This is a genomic window from Psychromonas sp. psych-6C06 (assembly GCF_002835465.1).
Lineage (GTDB): Bacteria > Pseudomonadota > Gammaproteobacteria > Enterobacterales > Psychromonadaceae > Psychromonas.
The window spans coordinates 71,978-89,060 of sequence record NZ_PIZM01000010.1 but is presented as its reverse complement, the minus strand read 5'-3'; the positions used below and the strand labels follow the sequence as shown (position 1 = coordinate 89,060).

At 38.7% G+C, this 17,083-nt stretch carries 26 protein-coding genes; 14 read left to right on the top strand and 12 right to left on the bottom strand.

Annotated features, from left to right (window positions below; genetic code table 11):
• The 11 genes from CW745_RS14045 to CW745_RS14000 all read right to left on the bottom strand — a co-directional run bounded on the left by CW745_RS14045 (nt 1) and on the right by CW745_RS14000 (nt 7,774).
• Nucleotides 1-1,413, bottom strand: coding sequence for an AAA family ATPase (locus CW745_RS14045; RefSeq protein ID WP_101109324.1), 1,413 nt, complete (start codon nt 1,411-1,413; stop codon nt 1-3).
• 1,047 nt (nt 1,414-2,460) lie between these two features.
• Complete coding sequence (locus tag CW745_RS14040) at nt 2,461-2,679, bottom strand: hypothetical protein (RefSeq protein WP_101109323.1); 219 nt, start codon at nt 2,677-2,679, stop codon at nt 2,461-2,463.
• Nucleotides 2,679-3,113 carry a hypothetical protein gene (locus CW745_RS14035; protein ID WP_101109322.1) on the bottom strand — a complete coding sequence of 145 codons (435 nt, stop codon included), beginning with the start codon at nt 3,111-3,113 and terminating at the stop codon, nt 2,679-2,681. The genes CW745_RS14040 and CW745_RS14035 overlap by 1 nt, the downstream gene beginning before the upstream one ends.
• Before the next feature lie 13 nt (nt 3,114-3,126).
• On the bottom strand, nt 3,127-3,396 hold the full coding sequence (locus CW745_RS14030) for a hypothetical protein (protein WP_101109321.1): 270 nt from the start codon (nt 3,394-3,396) through the stop codon (nt 3,127-3,129).
• 10 nt (nt 3,397-3,406) lie between these two features.
• Nucleotides 3,407-4,153: a hypothetical protein gene (locus CW745_RS14025; RefSeq protein WP_101109320.1), complete on the bottom strand. Its 747-nt coding sequence runs from the start codon at nt 4,151-4,153 to the stop codon at nt 3,407-3,409.
• 50 nt (nt 4,154-4,203) lie between these two features.
• Nucleotides 4,204-5,073, bottom strand: a complete 870-nt coding sequence (locus tag CW745_RS14020; protein WP_101109319.1) for a hypothetical protein — start codon at nt 5,071-5,073, stop codon at nt 4,204-4,206.
• Nucleotide 5,074: 1 nt separating this feature from the next.
• Nucleotides 5,075-5,197 (bottom strand): hypothetical protein, encoded by a 123-nt coding sequence (locus CW745_RS17020; protein WP_274521255.1) that lies wholly within the window; start codon nt 5,195-5,197, stop codon nt 5,075-5,077.
• Nucleotides 5,198-5,422: 225 nt separating this feature from the next.
• A complete protein-coding gene (locus CW745_RS14015; RefSeq protein WP_101109318.1) occupies nt 5,423-5,878 on the bottom strand; it encodes a hypothetical protein in 456 nt (151 codons plus the stop codon).
• Nucleotides 5,878-6,213 carry an STAS-like domain-containing protein gene (locus CW745_RS14010; RefSeq protein ID WP_193755617.1) on the bottom strand — a complete coding sequence of 112 codons (336 nt, stop codon included), beginning with the start codon at nt 6,211-6,213 and terminating at the stop codon, nt 5,878-5,880. Before CW745_RS14010 ends, CW745_RS14015 begins: the two co-directional genes overlap by 1 nt.
• Nucleotides 6,214-6,221: 8 nt before the next feature.
• Nucleotides 6,222-7,151 carry a hypothetical protein gene (locus CW745_RS14005; RefSeq protein WP_101109316.1) on the bottom strand — a complete coding sequence of 310 codons (930 nt, stop codon included), beginning with the start codon at nt 7,149-7,151 and terminating at the stop codon, nt 6,222-6,224.
• Entirely contained in the window at nt 7,148-7,774 is a 627-nt protein-coding gene (locus CW745_RS14000; protein ID WP_101109315.1) for a S24 family peptidase, read from the bottom strand. Before CW745_RS14000 ends, CW745_RS14005 begins: the two co-directional genes overlap by 4 nt.
• 90 nt (nt 7,775-7,864) lie before the next feature.
• On the opposite strand from CW745_RS14000, the gene CW745_RS13995 reads away from it, so the two are divergent.
• Genes CW745_RS13995 through CW745_RS13960 form a run of 9 tightly spaced genes read left to right on the top strand, consistent with a single transcriptional unit; the run spans nt 7,865 to nt 12,530 of the window.
• Nucleotides 7,865-8,065, top strand: coding sequence for a YdaS family helix-turn-helix protein (locus tag CW745_RS13995; protein WP_101109314.1), 201 nt, complete (start codon nt 7,865-7,867; stop codon nt 8,063-8,065).
• 55 nt (nt 8,066-8,120) lie between these two features.
• Nucleotides 8,121-8,555, top strand: a complete 435-nt coding sequence (locus tag CW745_RS13990) for a phage regulatory CII family protein (protein ID WP_101109313.1) — start codon at nt 8,121-8,123, stop codon at nt 8,553-8,555.
• On the top strand, nt 8,552-8,893 hold the full coding sequence (locus CW745_RS13985) for a hypothetical protein (protein ID WP_101109312.1): 342 nt from the start codon (nt 8,552-8,554) through the stop codon (nt 8,891-8,893). Before CW745_RS13990 ends, CW745_RS13985 begins: the two co-directional genes overlap by 4 nt.
• Complete coding sequence (locus CW745_RS13980; protein ID WP_101109311.1) at nt 8,890-9,762, top strand: helix-turn-helix domain-containing protein; 873 nt, start codon at nt 8,890-8,892, stop codon at nt 9,760-9,762. Before CW745_RS13985 ends, CW745_RS13980 begins: the two co-directional genes overlap by 4 nt.
• The gene (locus tag CW745_RS13975) at nt 9,762-10,439 is read left to right on the top strand and encodes a replication protein P (protein ID WP_101109310.1); all 678 of its coding nucleotides are present in this window, start codon (nt 9,762-9,764) and stop codon (nt 10,437-10,439) included. The genes CW745_RS13980 and CW745_RS13975 overlap by 1 nt, the downstream gene beginning before the upstream one ends.
• A complete protein-coding gene (locus CW745_RS13970) occupies nt 10,436-11,638 on the top strand; it encodes a site-specific integrase (RefSeq protein ID WP_101109309.1) in 1,203 nt (400 codons plus the stop codon). Before CW745_RS13975 ends, CW745_RS13970 begins: the two co-directional genes overlap by 4 nt.
• Nucleotides 11,638-11,814, top strand: coding sequence for a hypothetical protein (locus CW745_RS16715; RefSeq protein ID WP_193755616.1), 177 nt, complete (start codon nt 11,638-11,640; stop codon nt 11,812-11,814). Before CW745_RS13970 ends, CW745_RS16715 begins: the two co-directional genes overlap by 1 nt.
• Nucleotides 11,799-12,128, top strand: a complete 330-nt coding sequence (locus CW745_RS13965; protein WP_101109308.1) for a hypothetical protein — start codon at nt 11,799-11,801, stop codon at nt 12,126-12,128. Before CW745_RS16715 ends, CW745_RS13965 begins: the two co-directional genes overlap by 16 nt.
• A gap of 24 nt (nt 12,129-12,152) precedes the next feature.
• Nucleotides 12,153-12,530, top strand: a complete 378-nt coding sequence (locus CW745_RS13960) for an antiterminator Q family protein (protein WP_101109307.1) — start codon at nt 12,153-12,155, stop codon at nt 12,528-12,530.
• A 6-nt stretch (nt 12,531-12,536) separates the two neighbouring features.
• Here the strand turns inward: CW745_RS13960 and CW745_RS13955 are convergent, their stop codons facing one another.
• Nucleotides 12,537-14,492, bottom strand: a complete 1,956-nt coding sequence (locus CW745_RS13955; RefSeq protein WP_101109306.1) for an acyltransferase family protein — start codon at nt 14,490-14,492, stop codon at nt 12,537-12,539.
• Nucleotides 14,493-14,763: 271 nt separating this feature from the next.
• Here CW745_RS13955 and CW745_RS13950 point away from each other — a divergent pair, with 271 nt between their 5' ends.
• From CW745_RS13950 to CW745_RS16710, 5 genes are all read left to right on the top strand, one after another.
• Complete coding sequence (locus tag CW745_RS13950) at nt 14,764-15,465, top strand: hypothetical protein (protein WP_101109305.1); 702 nt, start codon at nt 14,764-14,766, stop codon at nt 15,463-15,465.
• Nucleotides 15,466-15,641: 176 nt separating this feature from the next.
• A complete protein-coding gene (locus tag CW745_RS13945; RefSeq protein WP_101109304.1) occupies nt 15,642-15,929 on the top strand; it encodes a hypothetical protein in 288 nt (95 codons plus the stop codon).
• Between the two features lie 80 nt (nt 15,930-16,009).
• Complete coding sequence (locus CW745_RS13940; RefSeq protein ID WP_153069767.1) at nt 16,010-16,360, top strand: M15 family metallopeptidase; 351 nt, start codon at nt 16,010-16,012, stop codon at nt 16,358-16,360.
• Nucleotides 16,361-16,389: 29 nt separating this feature from the next.
• The gene (locus tag CW745_RS13935; RefSeq protein WP_101109302.1) at nt 16,390-16,728 is read left to right on the top strand and encodes a hypothetical protein; all 339 of its coding nucleotides are present in this window, start codon (nt 16,390-16,392) and stop codon (nt 16,726-16,728) included.
• 65 nt (nt 16,729-16,793) lie between these two features.
• Nucleotides 16,794-17,063 carry a hypothetical protein gene (locus tag CW745_RS16710; protein WP_193755615.1) on the top strand — a complete coding sequence of 90 codons (270 nt, stop codon included), beginning with the start codon at nt 16,794-16,796 and terminating at the stop codon, nt 17,061-17,063.
• Nucleotides 17,064-17,083 lie beyond the last annotated feature (20 nt).

Sequence of the window (17,083 nt, the reverse complement as noted above, 5' to 3'; positions counted from 1 at the left end):
TTACCAACCACTCTCTAAAGTCATATCAATAAATGAAGCACCTAGGTCATTTTTTATTTCTGCAATCGATTTTCTTTGAGATATCTCAGAAGAAGTAGATATGCCACTTTGAGAAAGCCTGTTAATTGCAAATTGTTGTTCTATTTCCTCTTCACTTAACTCATCCATAATATTTTCGACATACTTCATCATATCTATACTATGGCTTGCTATCACAACGTTTATTCCACTTTTACTCAGTTTATATAGCGTCTCTATCATTACTTTTTGCCATGCGGGGTGTAAATTTACTTCAGGTTCATCTACAAAAACAAAACTGCCTTTTGCAATAACATTTCGTTTCAAAAGTAACCCTATTATCCCTAAATTGGTGACGCCTGTGGCAGTAAGATTTATGCTGATATTTTTTGACGTCGATGAATCTTTAAAGGAGATATCACCACTGTCAGATAATTCAATATTCCCGCCTAAAGTTTGATTAATGTTTTTTTCTAAATTATCTAGTTGCTCATTTGCAGCAGTCGATTTAATGTTTCCATCTACTAGCTCAATCAAATCATAAAAATATTGGGGTACACCTGAAAGTCCCTCAACTCTTTTATTTAAGCGCCTAAATATATTTAAAGGGCTTTTTTGTGCATTTATTAAAGGCTTTCTAAGTTTCCAATAGATTGGAGATTCAATAAACACGACATTATACAACGACTGGAATTCACTTATACTTTCTGCATTTAGTTTGAAGTTGATTGATTCTTTAACGATTGAAATCTCACCCAAAGGGCCTAGATTAAATGAAATTGGTTCCTCTGCAGATGCATCAAAAGATTTTAAATCGCTTAAATTTGGTATTTGAAAATTTTCTTTTAGCGCGTCATTGAATCCCTGTTCTACTTTCTCAGATAATGTAGTAGATGGGTTTTTGATATTAGTTTTTAGTTTTTTAAGTTGGTTATTTGCCGCAGATAATCGTTCATGGAAGTTGTTGTACTTTTTTTTATTTGCTATTTCATCTAACAAAAGTCCCATAACGTATTCTGTATTTAAAATGTACTCATCGAGTATTAGAGTTCTAGCGTGCTGTTCTAAGAATGTACATTCACCAAACTCTTTACTGATCACGTTCTCTAAAGTCGCAATATGAGTCATTAACTCGTTAAAAAGATCATTTACAGTATTACTAGGAACACTCGTAGAATTGTAAGCAGAGCGAAGTAACGTTTGGATATTGAGCATACTATTCATGGCACTTAAAGTAACATGGTCTTTATTGATGGTATTAAAAAAACTGTATAACGCTCTGCTGATAAAGCTTTTTCCTGAAGAGTTTGCCCCGGCAATTACAGTAAAAGGCGCTATTTTCAACTTTGCGTGCTTAACTTTACCTAAATTACGGATTTCAAAATCAAAATTCATGTTTTATCTTCTTTGTGGTAAACACTTAACAGTAATTAGAGCCACTATTTATGTTAAGTAGTTATTTCTAACGCCGCATTAAGCGGAAAAATAGTTGGCTAAAACTGTGAAACGAACTATCGCCAACTGTATTAGTTCCTTATGGATATCGCTGTGTTCTACTCAATTTGAACAGAATATTTTATTTATATCGCTCTATTAAGCGGAAAAATATAAGCTTACTGTGATGATTTTTATTTATATCCAGCAGGCATTTCGAGCATTATAAATATAACGTAACATTTGAAAATTGTTGTTATCAATGAATAGTATATATACATAATATAACAGTAATAGCCATCTTAAAACAACGAGAAGCAACATAAAGGGTGGTAAGGTTCAAAAAGGGAGCCGGTAACCTTCCTTTTCTGCATCGATTTGGCTACTTTATTTCCCCAAAACGTCTGCCACTGGCTTCTTTTCGTTGATTAATGGCATGTCTATTCCACCGCATGTAGTTAATAGGTTGAGTGTTGATTTTTGTATATGACGACTGTATAGAGCTAAATTGGCTAATATGCATAAGGAATAACTACCGGACGTTTAGATAGTTGTATGTGGGCTATGATGCCATTAATTAATTGGAAGTTTTTTGGCTGCGAAACCCATAACTAAAAACATAAACTCATAATAATATCCTTAATCGGGTTACTTGCCAGATTTTACATGGTTGATTCCTGTTAATAATTTTATTCATCAGCATAAGCCGATGCCAATCCCGTCAGGCATCGGATTTTACCAGTGCAAGGCGATAATAATCTTGATACGAGACTTTTCTTAATGTGTCGCTGGAATATAAAAAATCCATTTTTAGCCTTCATCCTTATCTGTGTAGATCGCATAATCACCCTCTAACCCCTCCCCATTTATTTTTAAACACCTTTCTACCTTTTCGGCATCTAGCTTACTCAGGTTGGTATCAACAACTCCCTCCGATGCTTAATACGTCAGCAATGGTGGTTAGCGTTGGAGAATTATCGGGCACCCAAACCACGGTGAATGCTGCCATTAATCTTGCCGGCTCTTAATGAACTTCAGCACATCACCTAATCGGTATTTTGGTTTACCGTTGCCATATAATCGAATGGGTGGTGCAATCTCTAAAAAGTTCGTTTCTTTGACGATGCATTTGCTAAAGTAAGTGCGACCGACACCCATTAAACGGGTGATTTCGTTTACATTGATTAAGCGCTCTTTATCGAGTTCGCTGTACATAATCTCACTCATTATTTATCCTCATTTATGGTTGGTAATGGCATCCATGCTTTGAGCGCATCTGCACATTCATATTCTGTGTCAAAAAAAGTGTCGTTCCATTTTCCTTCGTAACAACTGACTTGTACGTTTGAGAAAATCCATTGCTGTTCAGGATCATTCCAAGTCGCTGCTACTGGGACAGGATGGCCTGAAAAGTGAGCGATAATGACATCACCTTTGGGGGCTGTTTCAGCAGGTTGCCACTCAGTTAAATTGCGCTCTGTTCGATATATCGCATTTGGTGAAATGACACATTCATCATCGCGCATCTGGCCTAGTGAGATACCGCCATCTTCATCAACACTGGCTTTTCTATCAAAGATCATTTTTATCCCTCGGCTAACTATCCAAGCAGGTACTTTTGATGTACCACAGCTAACCATCTCTTTGCTTTTTTGCATCATATTCACTCCTAATTTATTTATTAAAATGGTTGCTGGCTCTACTTAGTGTTGCATTACGTAGGTGGCGTGTTGTTACCCAGCGCGTTGGTTGTTTCTTTCCGCCTTTTACCTTATGAGGTATTGCTATTAAAAACTTCTGATTCACCATGTAATCGATAACTGCTTGTACCTGTTTTGTGCAAACGTTCCAATCAACGGCGTTTTTCATGTCGTCGATGGTTTTACCTGTCTGGTTTTCACAGGCAAAAAGTAGGGTGGTTAAAATATCAAAATTGAGTTTCATGCTGTGTTCCCTAGTAGTCATCATATTCGTTAGATTCAACTTCAATGTCGTAGCTGCTTGCACTCATTCCTTTGTCTAAGGTTAATGTTGCTTTCATGGTGTAAGCTTTAAAGAGTTGTTTTTCAAAGCCATAGATTCGATTAACAATTAAATCATTATCATAATTTTTGTCTTTAATATCGAGCGAGAAGATTTCTCCATGATGTAGGCCAATGCGATATTCACATTGGTATTCATTCATGCAGTCTTCTTTACCGATTGATACGTAAGTAAATGACCCGCCATCATTTCTTATTAACAGTGTTAGCTGACCACCATCAAAGTCAGAGTCATCTTCTTTTATATCTTCTTTAATTTTATCAAGCACCCATGAAAGTGTTATTTGTTCAGGTAGTTCTTTGAAAATTTCTTCTAACTCTTTATCAACAATGTGCTGCAATTTTTCATCTTGAAATTTTTCTACTCTGGCCTTAATCGATTTCATTACAAAGTGGTGGTAACTAGGGAAGTAACCTAATTCTTTAAGGTTTGGTGTAATGGATTGAGTGATTGCATCTTTGATTGATTTACCAATGTCACCGTAGCTACGAAACGCATCGCTAACACACTCATTAATGAAGCTATCAACTTTATTAGTGATGACTTCTTCAACTGCACCATTTTCTAGCTTTTGCTTTAGAATTTGACCAAACATGTCGTTAATGCTTGTGCTTTGCGTGCTGATAGTTGGTTTAAATGTTTCTTTTTCATTGCTCATTATTTATTTCCTTGTATTTAATTTTCGTTGCGGTAAATCGCGCCTGGTGCTTAGCCCTTCATCGGCTTGAGGTCGGCGTTGTAATTCACCGCTAGCATGTCTTTATCTTGCACAATTCCATCTTGCAAAGCGTTGACGGCATATAGCCAATCTTTGGCAAATACTTTGCATTCCTCACTTGGGCGCAGGCCATTTTTAGGGGCTTTGCACATGTGTGCTTCACCTGTTGCTGGGTCAAAGGAAATTAATCCGCCACGGCCACTTTGGTGTAAATAGAGCAGTGAACGCCCTTCAAAGTGAGAACCATCTTCGCGTTCATAACGTGTTTTTTCCGGCCAGATAATGAGGTGGTGTTCATCATTGTGGTAAAGCCCTGAACCGGTGTTATGCGCAAGTTCCTTTTTCAGGTTACCTATTAAGGCATCTTTCTCACCGAGTAGTTTGTTTTGACGCTCCACAAGGCGACGACCTTCTTTAAGCGCGCCTTCTGCCGTGCTTAAACGCTTTTTCTCAATCAGGCTTTTTTCTTTAATACGTTTTATTTGTTCACGCAGTCGTTTAGGGTTATCGCCCCCTTTTAACTTGGTCAGTTCTTTTTGTAACTCGGCAACACTGGCCTTGCTGAGCGCTAACTCTCGTTGAGTGGCTATTTGTTTTTGTTCATTTGCCTCTGCGACTTCAAATAATGCACGAAACTGTTTGTTTTCTTTTTTGGCTGTCGCTAACTCATTAGACAGTTGTTCATTAAGTGTTTGTTGTTTGTCATGGTCGAGATAGCTTTGCTCTAATTTTGCCTCTAACAGCTCAATGGTATCTTCATTATTTTCAGCGACTTCTAAGTCAAGGTTGTAGGCGTTCACAAAGGCTTCTAAAAATGCGCTTGTGTTACCTTTCTCTATTTTTAAATGCTGACCGAGCATATTAATCCTCCCCTCGAATAACTTTACCGTGTTTGGGTGCAAGCAGTTTTAACAGCGCTTGTTTGTTATATTGAACGGCTTGCTTTACCAATTTAACTTCAATTTCAGTTGTGATTCGTTGCATGATGTTTCCCTTTGTGTGGTTGGTGTTTTTACAATATACACATTTAGCTATAATTTGATCAACACAAAAAGCTATATTAATTTTTAATAAATGTGTTTTTTGAGGTTTGTCACGTAAATTTATTGAAAAAATTTATAGGAAATATGCGTTGAAGTTGCTTTGTGAGGAGGATTTAGGCATGAAAAAAGGGCGGTTAAGCCCTTTGGTTGAAATTTAGCATTGTACTTATGAATGGGGATATTTTTTTAAAATCGAATCTGATATTTTTTGTTCGATTTCATTTAATTGTGTATGCGTACTTTCTAAATGTAATCTTTTTTCATTTTCACTCTGCTTTTGGATAGAGTATGAATGCAATGTACAGACTCGCCTCAAAACAAAAGCTGTAATATCTAATGGAATATCTCTTTGCTTTAATCTCGACAGAATTTGATTTAAACGTTTAATTTTATTTAGAGCAAGCATTTCAAAAGTTGATGGACTGTCGTTGTAGTTCCCCTTTAACCAAAACCCTTCAGATAATTCTTCAATATCGTAAAGTAATGTACTTGCTTGCTGGTATAAAGCATGTGTTTCGCTACGAGAGGAAATTCTTTTAGCATTTCCATACAGCACCTTCCAACCAATGAGCACTAGACTAGCGGATACGATAGATGGTGCCAGAGCAATTAACCAAGTCATTATTGATTTATTACCTTCTGTGCTTCTCTAATATATTCTCTAATTTCATCAATGTAGCTCTTATCTTCGTTAGATTTAATTATAAGTATTTCGCTAAGTTGATGCTCATTGAACTCTTTTTCTCTAATAACTCCACCGAAAGTTTCTTCTAAAAATGATGAGCCTATACCGATTGGAACATCATCTAAGTCAATAGTTAACGTTTCATTTTTTTTATGGCACTCATTTAATAGAGGGATCAATATAGACCTGAATTTTTCGGCGCTTTTAGGGCCGTCGGAAATATACCTTCCGAATGGTGTAGGGGTAAATTCTTTGGCTAAGTTGTATATCATATTATATCTCATAAAGGGAATTGCCACTCAATAAGTGTACCATGTACACTGCATTTCATGTGTAAGCATTCGCTTAATCCTGTTTTTTTATCTTCCATATAGCGACCGTGGTCGCTATAAATTACGATCATAGAGTTATCTTCAATTTCAGTTACTTGTAGAATGTCTTGTGTCCCTTTTCCACGTTCTGGCTGATCAGTAAATCGACTCACTCCTCTAGGCAACACATGTTTAATGCACTCGCCGTGATTGAAAAGAGGCAAAGATGTGCTGGCGCTCATCGAGTTAGCAATGCCTTGACCTTTATCGTAAATAATAAATGCAATTCTATTTTTTTCTCTATTAACGATTATAGCATGCCACCATCGTCTTCCTATACCTGTCAGTGGATCTGAAGAAAATCCATCATAAGCATGATGTATTACATTTAACATAGCTTCTTGAACACCCCTAGAAAATATTCTTTTATGGTGGGGAGATAAGTTGATGCCAGAAGACTTAATTTGCTCTAGTACCGACAGTGAAAACTTAGCAGGATCAATTCCAGACTGATATATATTTTTACTTAGGACTAAATTTTCTAATTTACTTTCACCTCCTGGCTTAATCGCTTTAAATAAACCTGAGCCAATAAAAATTCTTCTTTGAGTTTTATCTGTTGGTGGAGAGATGGTAATGATGTCGCTTTTGTTTGTTGCTAACTGAGCTCGTGTAATTTCTGCAAATAACATGACAGAAGCAGCTGCTGTAAGCTTGAGTACTTCACTGAAGTCTAAGTGTAAAGGTTGCCCTTTATTAACTGTAAAGTCACCAATAATGGACAAATATTTCAATGTTTCTGATATGTCATCCCCATAAATACAAAGCGATTGGGGAGCTGTAAGGTGAAACCTACCATTTATATTCTTAGGCTTAAAGGGTAGGTGTGCTGTGTTCAAAACAATCTACCAGCAAAAACAACCACACCCACAATAGTGCAGTTTCCGTTGATCGGTAATATTTTGTTGGGCCAGTCTGGATTCGTTGCTTTTAGATAGCGTTCGCCACCTTCGATGATGAGCTGTTTAAGAGTCGCTTCATTTTCATCATCTAGCCGTGCTACGACATATTTACCGTTGATCGCTTCTACTTCAGGGTCAACAAATATCAATTCACCTTCGTTAAAGGTGCCGGCCATACTTTGGCCTCGCACTTTGAGCAGGAATGTTTGGTCTGAGCATTTTACTGGGCAGGGGTAGTGCTCTGCATCGCTTGGGTGAATTTCTGCTATCGCGGTAAAGTTACCGGCTTGTACCCAATCGATAAGCGGATACAGCCCTGATAGTTTATTTATTGGGGTAATTAGGTTTGACTCTGAATGCTTTGGAGCTATCCCATTCAATAACCATTCTGGATCACATTTTAAAACTTTTGCTAGTTCAAATATTTTCCTAGGTTTTTTAGTCGTGCCATCTTCAAGTTTATGAATAGCATTTTGTGACACGCCTACGCGCTCTGCCAACTCTTCTTGAGACAGCCCTATATCTTTTCTTCGGTCTTTTATTCGTTTACTTATATCCATATACACATCATTACAACATTTTGTGTTGTTGACAAATAGCTTAATGTGTTGCTAAATACACATAAAGCTATATTTAAAAAAGGAATCTGCATGAAAGCAATAGAAAAGGCCGTCGATATTATCGGCACTCAAACAAATGTTGCTGACATCCTTGGCGTTAAACAAGCGTCTGTATGGAATTGGATCCATCGTGGGAGATTACCGGCTAAGCACATTAGGTCTGTCGCTAAAGCAACAAATCATAAAGTCTCAGTCAATGAACTCCTCAAAGACCATGAGAATAATAATTAACATTCCATTATTCGTAACTATTTGATTTCAGAAAAAGCAAACAAAAGGGAACAAAATGAATGCGTTAGAGATTGAAGTGCATCGTTGTGCACATGAATTTGGTGTGCCTCGATTAGCAAAAATGATGGCACTGAATGAGCAAAGTTTACGCAATAAGCTTTGCCCAACGAATAGCACTGCGAAATTATCGGTAGCTGAGCTTGATGCGATGTGTGCTTGCACGGGGGATTTAACTCCGTTGCATGTGTTGGCTAATTCACATGGCGTTAAATTGGTGCCGATGACTGAGCAACCACAAGCAATTTCGCAAGCGATGATGTTGGTGATGGCAGAAGTTGGCGATGTTGCCCGGGTTATTCCGAATGTGGTCAATGATGGGTTTATGAGTGCGAGAGAGTGCTCTATGACCGTTAAGGAGATCAGAGAGGCGATCGATTCATTAAATGTGTTGTTGGTCTCGGTTGAAAGTCGAAAGGGGCAAAGAGTATGAGCGATAACAGCGGTTGTAAAAATGAAAAAGCCCTGCGGGAACAGGGCCATTCGATACTTACCAAAACACCAACCACGGTCGTTAAGGAAGTAAGTGGAGATTATACCCGTTTTTCAGATATTGCAATTGGTTGCGTTCAGTTTCTTGCAAAGGAGCCTGTAAAAGCCAATTTACGTGTCGGACAAACACGGCAGTGTAATGGAGTACGTTTGTCAATTAGTGGTCGTGCAGGTCGTGCAGAGTTGTTTTTGACGAGCCCTGAACAGGTTGATGAGTTGGTTGAGCGTTTGGAGGTGCTTAAATTGATGCAGTTTGGGCGACAAGGGGCGATTGAATGAGTGTTTTGTTAATGGCGCAAGCTTGGCAGGTAAAGCTTGCTAATGCTTCTCGTAAATTAGTGTTAGTGAAATTGGCTGATAATGCCAACGACGAGGGGTTTTGTTGGCCAAGTTACAACTACCTTGCTGAACAGTGTGAAATGGACCGTAGAACGGTGATGCGTCATGTTGATGACCTCATACTTACGGGCTTTTTAATTAAAAAGCACAGAAAAGGTGGGATTCATTTTAATAAATCGAACATGTTCCAGTTAACGATTAATCAAGGTGATATTAGTTCGCTAACAGCTAAAAAAGAAGCGCTGAAATTAGCGAAAAAAGCAGAGCGTGAACAGGATGAAAAAATAGCACCTAGTGACAATTTGACACTAGGTGAGGTGGTGGCAGAGGATCACCCCCCTAGTGTCACAGGATCACCCGACCTAGTGATCCTAACGACACGACCTAGTGTCACAGGATCACCCAGAACCATCATAGAACCATCAATAGAACCATCAATAGAACCATCAATAGAACCGTCAGTTAAAAAACGCGCTAAAAAACCGAAGTATATTCAGGCTATTTTTGATCTGTATCCAGCGCATCGCCGAGGTGGTACTTCCAGTCAGCTTTGGAAGATTTGGCAAAAGGAAAATTTGAAAGATTGTGATGCTGAAAATATTTTGATTTGGTTGGAGTCTGCAAGCGTTTCTGACCCCCAATGGGCAACCTATGCGAACGGCCAGTTCGTGAAAGGTCTGACTAAATTTATTCGAGAGAAGCATTGGAGAACGCCTATCCCCGTTGCTCAAAAGCAACAATCGATGAACCAACCTGCCAATTTCCACTCTGGTGATACGCGTTGGTCTGAAGATTTGGGGGTGTTGTGATGCAAAATTTATCTACCATGGTGAAGCACACTACGCCGATGCAGGTTGTTGATGCTGTGCATGCGAGTTCTCCACGCAGTGCTTTGCCGAGCAAGCTGTCACATGAAACAACGATGTTGGTGAATACGCTGTTTGCTGAGTTACAGGCTATTTTCCCTGCTTGGCGCAACACGTTCCCCAGTGAAGAGTCGCTAAATCATGCTAAAAAATCTTGGGTAAAAGGTTTTTTAGATGCCGGTATTAAATCGATTAGTCAACTCAAGCTAGGGGTGAAACATGCACGCGCTTGTAAATCTCCACATTGGCCATCGGTGGGGACTTTTGTTGATTGGTGTAAGCCAACGCCTGAAGATTACGGTTTGCCATGTCGTGAAGATGCGTATCGTGAAGCGATTGCGAATTTGGGAAGTTATATTACCGCGAATTGGTCGCATGCGGCTGTGCGTGAAGCGGTGAGAAATACGACTTGCCATCTGCTAAAAACGGCAAATGAGCGGGTCTCTCGCGCTGAGTTTTATCGTAATTACACGGTGTTAGTGAACCGAGTGATGCGTGGTGAAAATGTAAATGTTGATGTTCCTAAGGCAATTTCAGCTGTACCGGAGTCGCGCCCTGTTCCGCAAGCTGTGGCAATTGAAAATGCGAAAAATTTAAAAAAATTGGTTGGTTTGCTATGAGCAAAACCCGCGCAGTGCGTATTTCGGAAGCACAAATTCAGCGTTACATGGGTGATGATGCTGTGAGCCAGCTACGTGATACTCGCCATGGCAATTTACGTTTTCGTTATGGAGCGCATGGAAGTGGTTCTTGGTACTTGGTGTTGCATCGCAATTCTAAAACGCAGTGGAAAAAAATAGGTAATTATCCGGCAGTGAAAACGGCCAGTGTGATGAAACACTTCCCTGAGCTGTTAACACAGTATTCATTGGTTCCACATTCAACGGTGGTATTACCTGAATGGGAGTCAGTTGGGGAGCTACTTGATTGGTACGTAAAGCGTGTGTTGTGTAATCGTTTTATGTCAAGCAAGCGCAAGGCCTCTGTAAAGTCTGTGGTGAAGGTGCATTTGATGCCCAAGCTTGGCAGTTTGTTGATTGATGAGTTGGACCATGCGGTGCTCGACACGCAATTGATTTGGCCTTTGCAACAGGATTACGAGCTTTCAACGGTGCGTTTGATTTTGGCTGTTTTGAAAAAGGCGTTTAAGCAAGCGAGAACGTTGAAGTTAATCGCGCTTAATCCGATTTCTGAGATTCAGTTTTCTGATTTTACCGATGCCAAAATAATCCCTAAAAGTTGTGCATTACAAGCGAATTCGGTAGCGCAACTTGCTGAGCAATTAGGGGCTTGCGATGAAATGGAACGTACTTTTGTGTTGATGATGCTATTGCACGGAACACGTATCGGGGAAACGCGCTTGGCTAAGTGGTCGCATATCGATATGGAGAATAACACGTGGTTTATTCCCAAAGAGAATACCAAAACCAAAGTTGATCATGTTTTGCCGTTAACTTATGTTGCGCTCACCTTGTTAGCTGATTTCGATGCTGACTCTCGTGCGGGTTTTATTTTTAAGTCTGGCGCGGTGGCGGGGCTTTCTGAAAAGCAGGCCAACGATGTTGTGCAACGTGTGAGTGACCGAGAGTGGCGTGCACATGATCTGCGTAAGTTTGCACGTACTGCATGGATGGATTTGGATATCGATTATTTGGTGGCTGAAATGCTGTTAAACCATGTGTTAAATAAGATGGATAAAACCTATATCCACACCCATGCAACGCATTTAATGCGTGATGCATTAGTGAAATACCATGATTGGTTGATGACACAGGGACTCGGGCAACAACTGAAAAAAGAGATTAAGGGGTGGGTGTGATGCATACAACTAGACCGCGAGAGCATGCGAATAGAATTGCCAGGCTTGAGACGCTTGCTGAACGACAGCAGGCAATTAGTGAGGTCCCTAAGGCATATCAGGCGATGGTAAAAACCCATTTATGCATCATTTTTAGAAATCGAAAAGCGGAGCGTGAGCAATGGCAAAAACGGTAAATGAGCGTAAGCAACAGCAACGTGAAAAGTTGAAGTTAATGGATATTATTGTTGTGGAGGTGAAGTTATCCGCTAATGAACGTGCTTTGCTTGATGAAGGTTGTTCAGTCCGTGGCGGTGTCCGTGGTGCATATTCGCGTGATGAGTATATTGCGACGCTGATTCGTAATGATAGTGAAAAGCTAAAGCGTGACCTGTCACAGTTAAAAGGGTGTGAAAAATGTAATAGCCCTGTGCCTGGTGGTTGCGAAGGTGTATTTAAGGGCGATGCCCACTGTTTTCATACGACAACTGCGCGTTCGTTAATGTTGTAATGTCACCATACAAAGGAAGTGTAGATGTCGTTAAATTCAAATACATGTTGGTTGTTATCTCAATGGTCTATCTGGGCAAGAGTAGGGCGTGCAGTGCCGAATGGCTACGGAGAAAGCCCGATGTTTAAAGAGGTCGCAGCTAAAATAACGAAGCCAAATATTATGATCACCGATGATGAGGCAATGCAGATAGATGCCATTCTGGCAAAGTTGAATGTACGTGATGCAGAGATGGCCAAAGCGGTCGTGACGTATCATTTCAGTAACGGCAATGCCAGCCATGTAGCAAGGGTGTTGAGCTATGATGCAAAAAAGAAGATCAACCGTAAGCGTGCTGATGTGTTGGTTAAAGCCGGCACCGCTTGGGTTGATGCGTGTTTGTTTATGAATGAGGTGGCATGATGGTGGCTATGGCAAAAATGGAGTTAACAAATTTTTGAAAGTTGGTATTAGTATTGATGCGCCATATTCACTCAGATGATCATCATCAATGTATAGCGGTCTTCCATTGATATCGCCATAGCAAAAGCTTTCATCACAAAAATTATTCACAATTGGAATTATTTTTATGTTGCATGTATTTTGTAATTCAGCGACTGTCGCTTGAAATGCTAAATGCCGTTGATTGTATTCCTGAATTTTTAATTTGACCCTAAAGTCAGTATTGCCTTTTTTGAATTCTTTCGCCATTTTTTTGGGAACATTGATTTTCATTTCTGGAGTTTGTTCTGCTATAAAAACAGGGTTATTCTCAGATAACTTACAAACAGTATCAATAAAAGCATTGTTCATTGTTGTTATATATTCATCTGTTCTTAATGTATATTTTTTCTCTGTAGTTATAAGCTCTTCTACAAACTCTCTACGAGAAGCAAGTTCTGGCTCATTTGGCCCTAATAGCATTGTTGAATACCTAGTATCGATAATTATTGGAATATTTGGGTACAGCTCTATTTTATTTAAAATGTAAGAAATGAATTTGCCACAGGAATAATCTGGAATACCTTTATTTCGAATGTTGTAAATATTTTCTATCGTTCTACATCCTGACATAGTCCAGTCAAGCACACTCATATTATTAGGGAGGGCTTTTTCGACACTTCTGATAATGCTACCCGCATGACTGTCACCGATAACTATTGCGCCTAGTTTACCTTCTCCATAGATGCATTCTGGTATGTTGTTTGATGACCCCATACACTCTTCTCTTCTTGGGTTTTTGTTGTATTGTTCATTATTTATTTTAATAATATTTTTGCTTGGTTCCGACGTATGTAGTTGGGGAGGAATAATCCCATACGTAATAGAGGTGAAGCTACCGAAAATTATTAAGAGTAAAATAATGTGTAGCATTTGCTTTTTAAATTTCAAATAAAAACTCGAAAAGTTAAAGCTTTCAATATACTTATGACTTAGAAAACCGAATATTATAGATAAAGTAATTCCAATATAAATAAAATAATTAGCTAATGAAAAATGGTAGATGGATACAGCTAATGGCCAATGCCATAGGTAAATAGAATAAGACGATTCTCCAATTTTTTGAAAAATAACATTATTGGTTAGAAAACTATTTTCAAGTCTGGCTTGTATAACAAAGAAGGTTCCTAGAGCTGGAAATATTGCCATGTAGCCAGGCCAAGGGGTATCTTTTGATACAAAAAAAAACGAAGTAAAAATAAAAATAAGACCAAGTTGCTGTATGTGTGTTTTATATTTTTTCTTAATTTTTAAGGGGTAAGTGTATGCTAGTCCACCAAGCATCATTTCCCACATCCTCGAAGGTAGTAAATAATATGCTAAGTTAGGAAATTTATACGTAACTCCAATGCAATAAACAAAGCTTGCAACGGTTCCCAATAATAGTAAAAATTTAATTTTTGTTATGGAGGTGGCTTTGCTTAATAAAATTAATGCTAATGGGTAAAGCATATAGAATTGCCATTCTACAGATAGTGACCAAGTATGCAGCAGCCACTTTTCTCTAGATGAAATGTCGAAATATCCCGATTCATTCCAATATGTAAAGTTTGAAATAAACATAATGCTTTTTGTTGCATGTTTAATTAAAAGATCATAATCAGAATTGATAAGAAAAAATTTACCGAGGATGAGCAATACCAAACAAAGAACGAATAATGCTGGAATTATCCGACTTGCTCTTGCTACATAAAATGACAGAATAGAAAAACTTTTATTCTTTATCCCTTCAAATATAATTCTTGTCATTAAGAAGCCCGATATAACAAAAAATACATCTACGCCGGCAAAACCTCCTGGAAGCCAATGCTTGTTGAAATGGAATACCGCAACAGCTAAAACAGCTATTGCCCTTAAACAATTAATATCTTTTCGAAATGTCATAATTTACTAATTCTTAATTTTTTTCATTATAAAGGTTTATGCATGAAAACATGTTTATTATTAAGTTTTTTTTAAGTTTAATGTTGGTTTTTTGATGTGAGGGGCTCATTAAATAAATTGCATTAAGTTGAGATATTACCGAGATTACTTTTTTCCAAGTTATACTCTATCTTCAGTTATATTAAGGCCTATAGTGATTTTAAATATTTATCATAGAGGAACATATTTAGTGATATTATCTGCCTAAATTTTACACAAGGAAGCGTTAAAAATGTTTAATGCAGCTCAGTCAGTGCTTGATAAAACAGAGTCGTTATTAGTAAACCAAAAGTTTAAAAATAGAATAATGAAAAGGTTGGGTAAATTTGTAGGGCATCCTTTTTCTTTTTTAATGTTAGGCATGGATAACCTGTTTAAACCATTGCCTATGATGAGCGCCGTATTTTTTGGATTCATGATAGTAAGTATGCCTGCTGTGTATTTTCTTCAGGATAATCCAGATACTCGGCATGTTATTTTTTATATCGCTTGTTTGGTTACATTTATAGTTACTATTTTCGCACTTCCATCAACATTTTCCATGAGTGGCGTACAAGATGAAGATGTTGATATTGTCACTAGCTATTTTTGTGGAGAGGGTATTGAAACCGTTAGTGATGTAGAACTATTAGAACAAAATTTTGAATTTGTCTTTCAACGCATTTATAGCCGTATAAAGTTTTATCAAATTGCTATCGGTACATTGTGGGCCTTTTACATGTATTACTTTAATTTTGGTGTAATGCTTTGGGTTAAAGGTGGCATGAAAGAAGATACGTCATTAATGGGTGATCATTTATTCTCCCTGATTTGTGCTCTGCTTTTAACACTTTTGTCTTTTACTATTGTTTTAGCGTACAAAAGAGCCAATGAACGCTTAATAAAAACTATCCAGTTTGCGTGTGTGCAAGTGAAGTATGACTTAGCAGAATAATAATGAAATTATTTACTTGAAAAAGTGGACCCACCCGAGTAGTCTAAATCACATATCGTTAGATATACACGCCTCGACATTGTTCGGGGCGTTTTTGTATCTGTAATAAAATTATTTAAACCTCTTCAACCCCTTATGGCCTTGGCTGTTTGGGGTTTTTTTATGCCTGGTGTTTTATGAATCAAACCGTTCTGACTATTTTAAGTGTTTTTTTATCGGGCATCCTAAGCACGGTAGGCGCGACTTACCAGGCGAATAAAGCAAGAGATGATCAAGACCAAACCGCGGTAACAAAAATAACAACGGAATTTGAGGGCGTTAAAACAGCCATTAATACCGTTAGTGGCCAAATGAGTGCGTTAACGTCTAATCAAGCTGTATTAAGTAGCAAAGTTGAGTCATTACAAGAGTTTGATCGTGATGCAAATGAGCGCATTCGTTACTTAGAAATCAAGGTTAAATAAGGAATAAACCATTGTATAAATTATCAAATATTTCCCGCGTTCGATTGCTTACCTGCAACACAAAAACACAACATGCTGTTATGTGGCTGCTTAATTTTGTGGATGTTGGTGTGGCATGTGGTTACAGAGATGAAACTGCGCAAACCGCTGCGTTTACAAGTGGCGCTTCAAAGGTGCAGTGGCCTAAAGGAAAACACAATACGTTGCCATCGAGCGCCGTTGATTTATATGCCTATGTTTCTGGCGTTGGGGCAATTATGGATCACAACCATTCACCTCGTTGTGCTGAGTATTACGCCCGCATCGCCGGCTTACTTGAGGCTTATTGTGAGTTGAAAGGTTATCAATTCCGATGGGGTGGTAATTGGGATGGTGACGAATCATTAGATGATCAATCGTTTAATGACCTAATGCATTTTGAAATCTGGTAATTCCTATCAGATAAACATGGAGTAGTAATATGAAATTAAGTAATAGTGTCGTTGGATATGCCCTTGTGGTGTTGTTCGGTTTATTTGCAGTGAGCATTGTCCAGGCACAAGAATTAGCCCCAGTTGTAAACACTGATGCAGTACCGTTGTTTGAATTGCTTGCATCATTGGTCGGTGGTGAAAAAGCAGCTCAATGGTTGGGTTCAATAGGTGCAGTGTGTTTCCTTTTGACGCATGCCCGCTCATGGGTACCCGCTCGATGGATTGCCAAACTCCCTGCTTTTCTCGTGGCAATTGTTGAATTCTTTGCGGGTAATTATGGGGGCGCTAAGAATGAATCTAGTAACCGCCATCGCCAGAATTGGTAATCTTTTATTTAATGTCTGGTTAACCTACAAGAAGCGACGAGACATTCAACGAAAGGATAAGCGCCGTGAAGATGTACGTAAAAACCCTATCAAAGCTTTTGCTAATAAGTTTGGTAAGCCTAGCAATGGCGAGTTGCGTAAACCAACAAAGCAACTACCAAGGGTGCCAACCGACTTACCCACAGTTGGTGTGGATAAGCACCGCAGAAGGCCAAGTGACAACGGCTAATGGTGTTGAGCCGGTACATGATGGTGGCGTGTACTTACCACCTCAATCACTCGCTGAGTTGTTGAACTATATGGAAGATGTGAGTGATTGTTTGCGAGAGCAGTGAGCTCATCCATGTTGTGAACG

Bases quoted from the DNA above. Each gene is read 5' to 3' on its own strand.
- CW745_RS14045 (WP_101109324.1), bottom strand. From the start codon at position 1,413: ATGAATTTTGATTTTGAAATCCGTAATTTAGGTAAAGTTAAGCACGCA.
- CW745_RS14040 (WP_101109323.1), bottom strand. From the start codon at position 2,679: ATGAGTGAGATTATGTACAGCGAACTCGATAAAGAGCGCTTAATCAAT.
- CW745_RS14035 (WP_101109322.1), bottom strand. From the start codon at position 3,113: ATGATGCAAAAAAGCAAAGAGATGGTTAGCTGTGGTACATCAAAAGTA.
- CW745_RS14030 (WP_101109321.1), bottom strand. From the start codon at position 3,396: ATGAAACTCAATTTTGATATTTTAACCACCCTACTTTTTGCCTGTGAA.
- CW745_RS14025 (WP_101109320.1), bottom strand. From the start codon at position 4,153: ATGAGCAATGAAAAAGAAACATTTAAACCAACTATCAGCACGCAAAGC.
- CW745_RS14020 (WP_101109319.1), bottom strand. From the start codon at position 5,073: ATGCTCGGTCAGCATTTAAAAATAGAGAAAGGTAACACAAGCGCATTT.
- CW745_RS17020 (WP_274521255.1), bottom strand. From the start codon at position 5,197: ATGCAACGAATCACAACTGAAATTGAAGTTAAATTGGTAAAGCAAGCC.
- CW745_RS14015 (WP_101109318.1), bottom strand. From the start codon at position 5,878: ATGACTTGGTTAATTGCTCTGGCACCATCTATCGTATCCGCTAGTCTA.
- CW745_RS14010 (WP_193755617.1), bottom strand. From the start codon at position 6,213: ATGATATACAACTTAGCCAAAGAATTTACCCCTACACCATTCGGAAGG.
- CW745_RS14000 (WP_101109315.1), bottom strand. From the start codon at position 7,774: ATGGATATAAGTAAACGAATAAAAGACCGAAGAAAAGATATAGGGCTG.
- CW745_RS13995 (WP_101109314.1), top strand. From the start codon at position 7,865: ATGAAAGCAATAGAAAAGGCCGTCGATATTATCGGCACTCAAACAAAT.
- CW745_RS13990 (WP_101109313.1), top strand. From the start codon at position 8,121: ATGAATGCGTTAGAGATTGAAGTGCATCGTTGTGCACATGAATTTGGT.
- CW745_RS13985 (WP_101109312.1), top strand. From the start codon at position 8,552: ATGAGCGATAACAGCGGTTGTAAAAATGAAAAAGCCCTGCGGGAACAG.
- CW745_RS13980 (WP_101109311.1), top strand. From the start codon at position 8,890: ATGAGTGTTTTGTTAATGGCGCAAGCTTGGCAGGTAAAGCTTGCTAAT.
- CW745_RS13975 (WP_101109310.1), top strand. From the start codon at position 9,762: ATGCAAAATTTATCTACCATGGTGAAGCACACTACGCCGATGCAGGTT.
- CW745_RS13970 (WP_101109309.1), top strand. From the start codon at position 10,436: ATGAGCAAAACCCGCGCAGTGCGTATTTCGGAAGCACAAATTCAGCGT.
- CW745_RS16715 (WP_193755616.1), top strand. From the start codon at position 11,638: ATGCATACAACTAGACCGCGAGAGCATGCGAATAGAATTGCCAGGCTT.
- CW745_RS13965 (WP_101109308.1), top strand. From the start codon at position 11,799: ATGGCAAAAACGGTAAATGAGCGTAAGCAACAGCAACGTGAAAAGTTG.
- CW745_RS13960 (WP_101109307.1), top strand. From the start codon at position 12,153: ATGTCGTTAAATTCAAATACATGTTGGTTGTTATCTCAATGGTCTATC.
- CW745_RS13955 (WP_101109306.1), bottom strand. From the start codon at position 14,492: ATGACATTTCGAAAAGATATTAATTGTTTAAGGGCAATAGCTGTTTTA.
- CW745_RS13950 (WP_101109305.1), top strand. From the start codon at position 14,764: ATGTTTAATGCAGCTCAGTCAGTGCTTGATAAAACAGAGTCGTTATTA.
- CW745_RS13945 (WP_101109304.1), top strand. From the start codon at position 15,642: ATGAATCAAACCGTTCTGACTATTTTAAGTGTTTTTTTATCGGGCATC.
- CW745_RS13940 (WP_153069767.1), top strand. From the start codon at position 16,010: ATGTGGCTGCTTAATTTTGTGGATGTTGGTGTGGCATGTGGTTACAGA.
- CW745_RS13935 (WP_101109302.1), top strand. From the start codon at position 16,390: ATGAAATTAAGTAATAGTGTCGTTGGATATGCCCTTGTGGTGTTGTTC.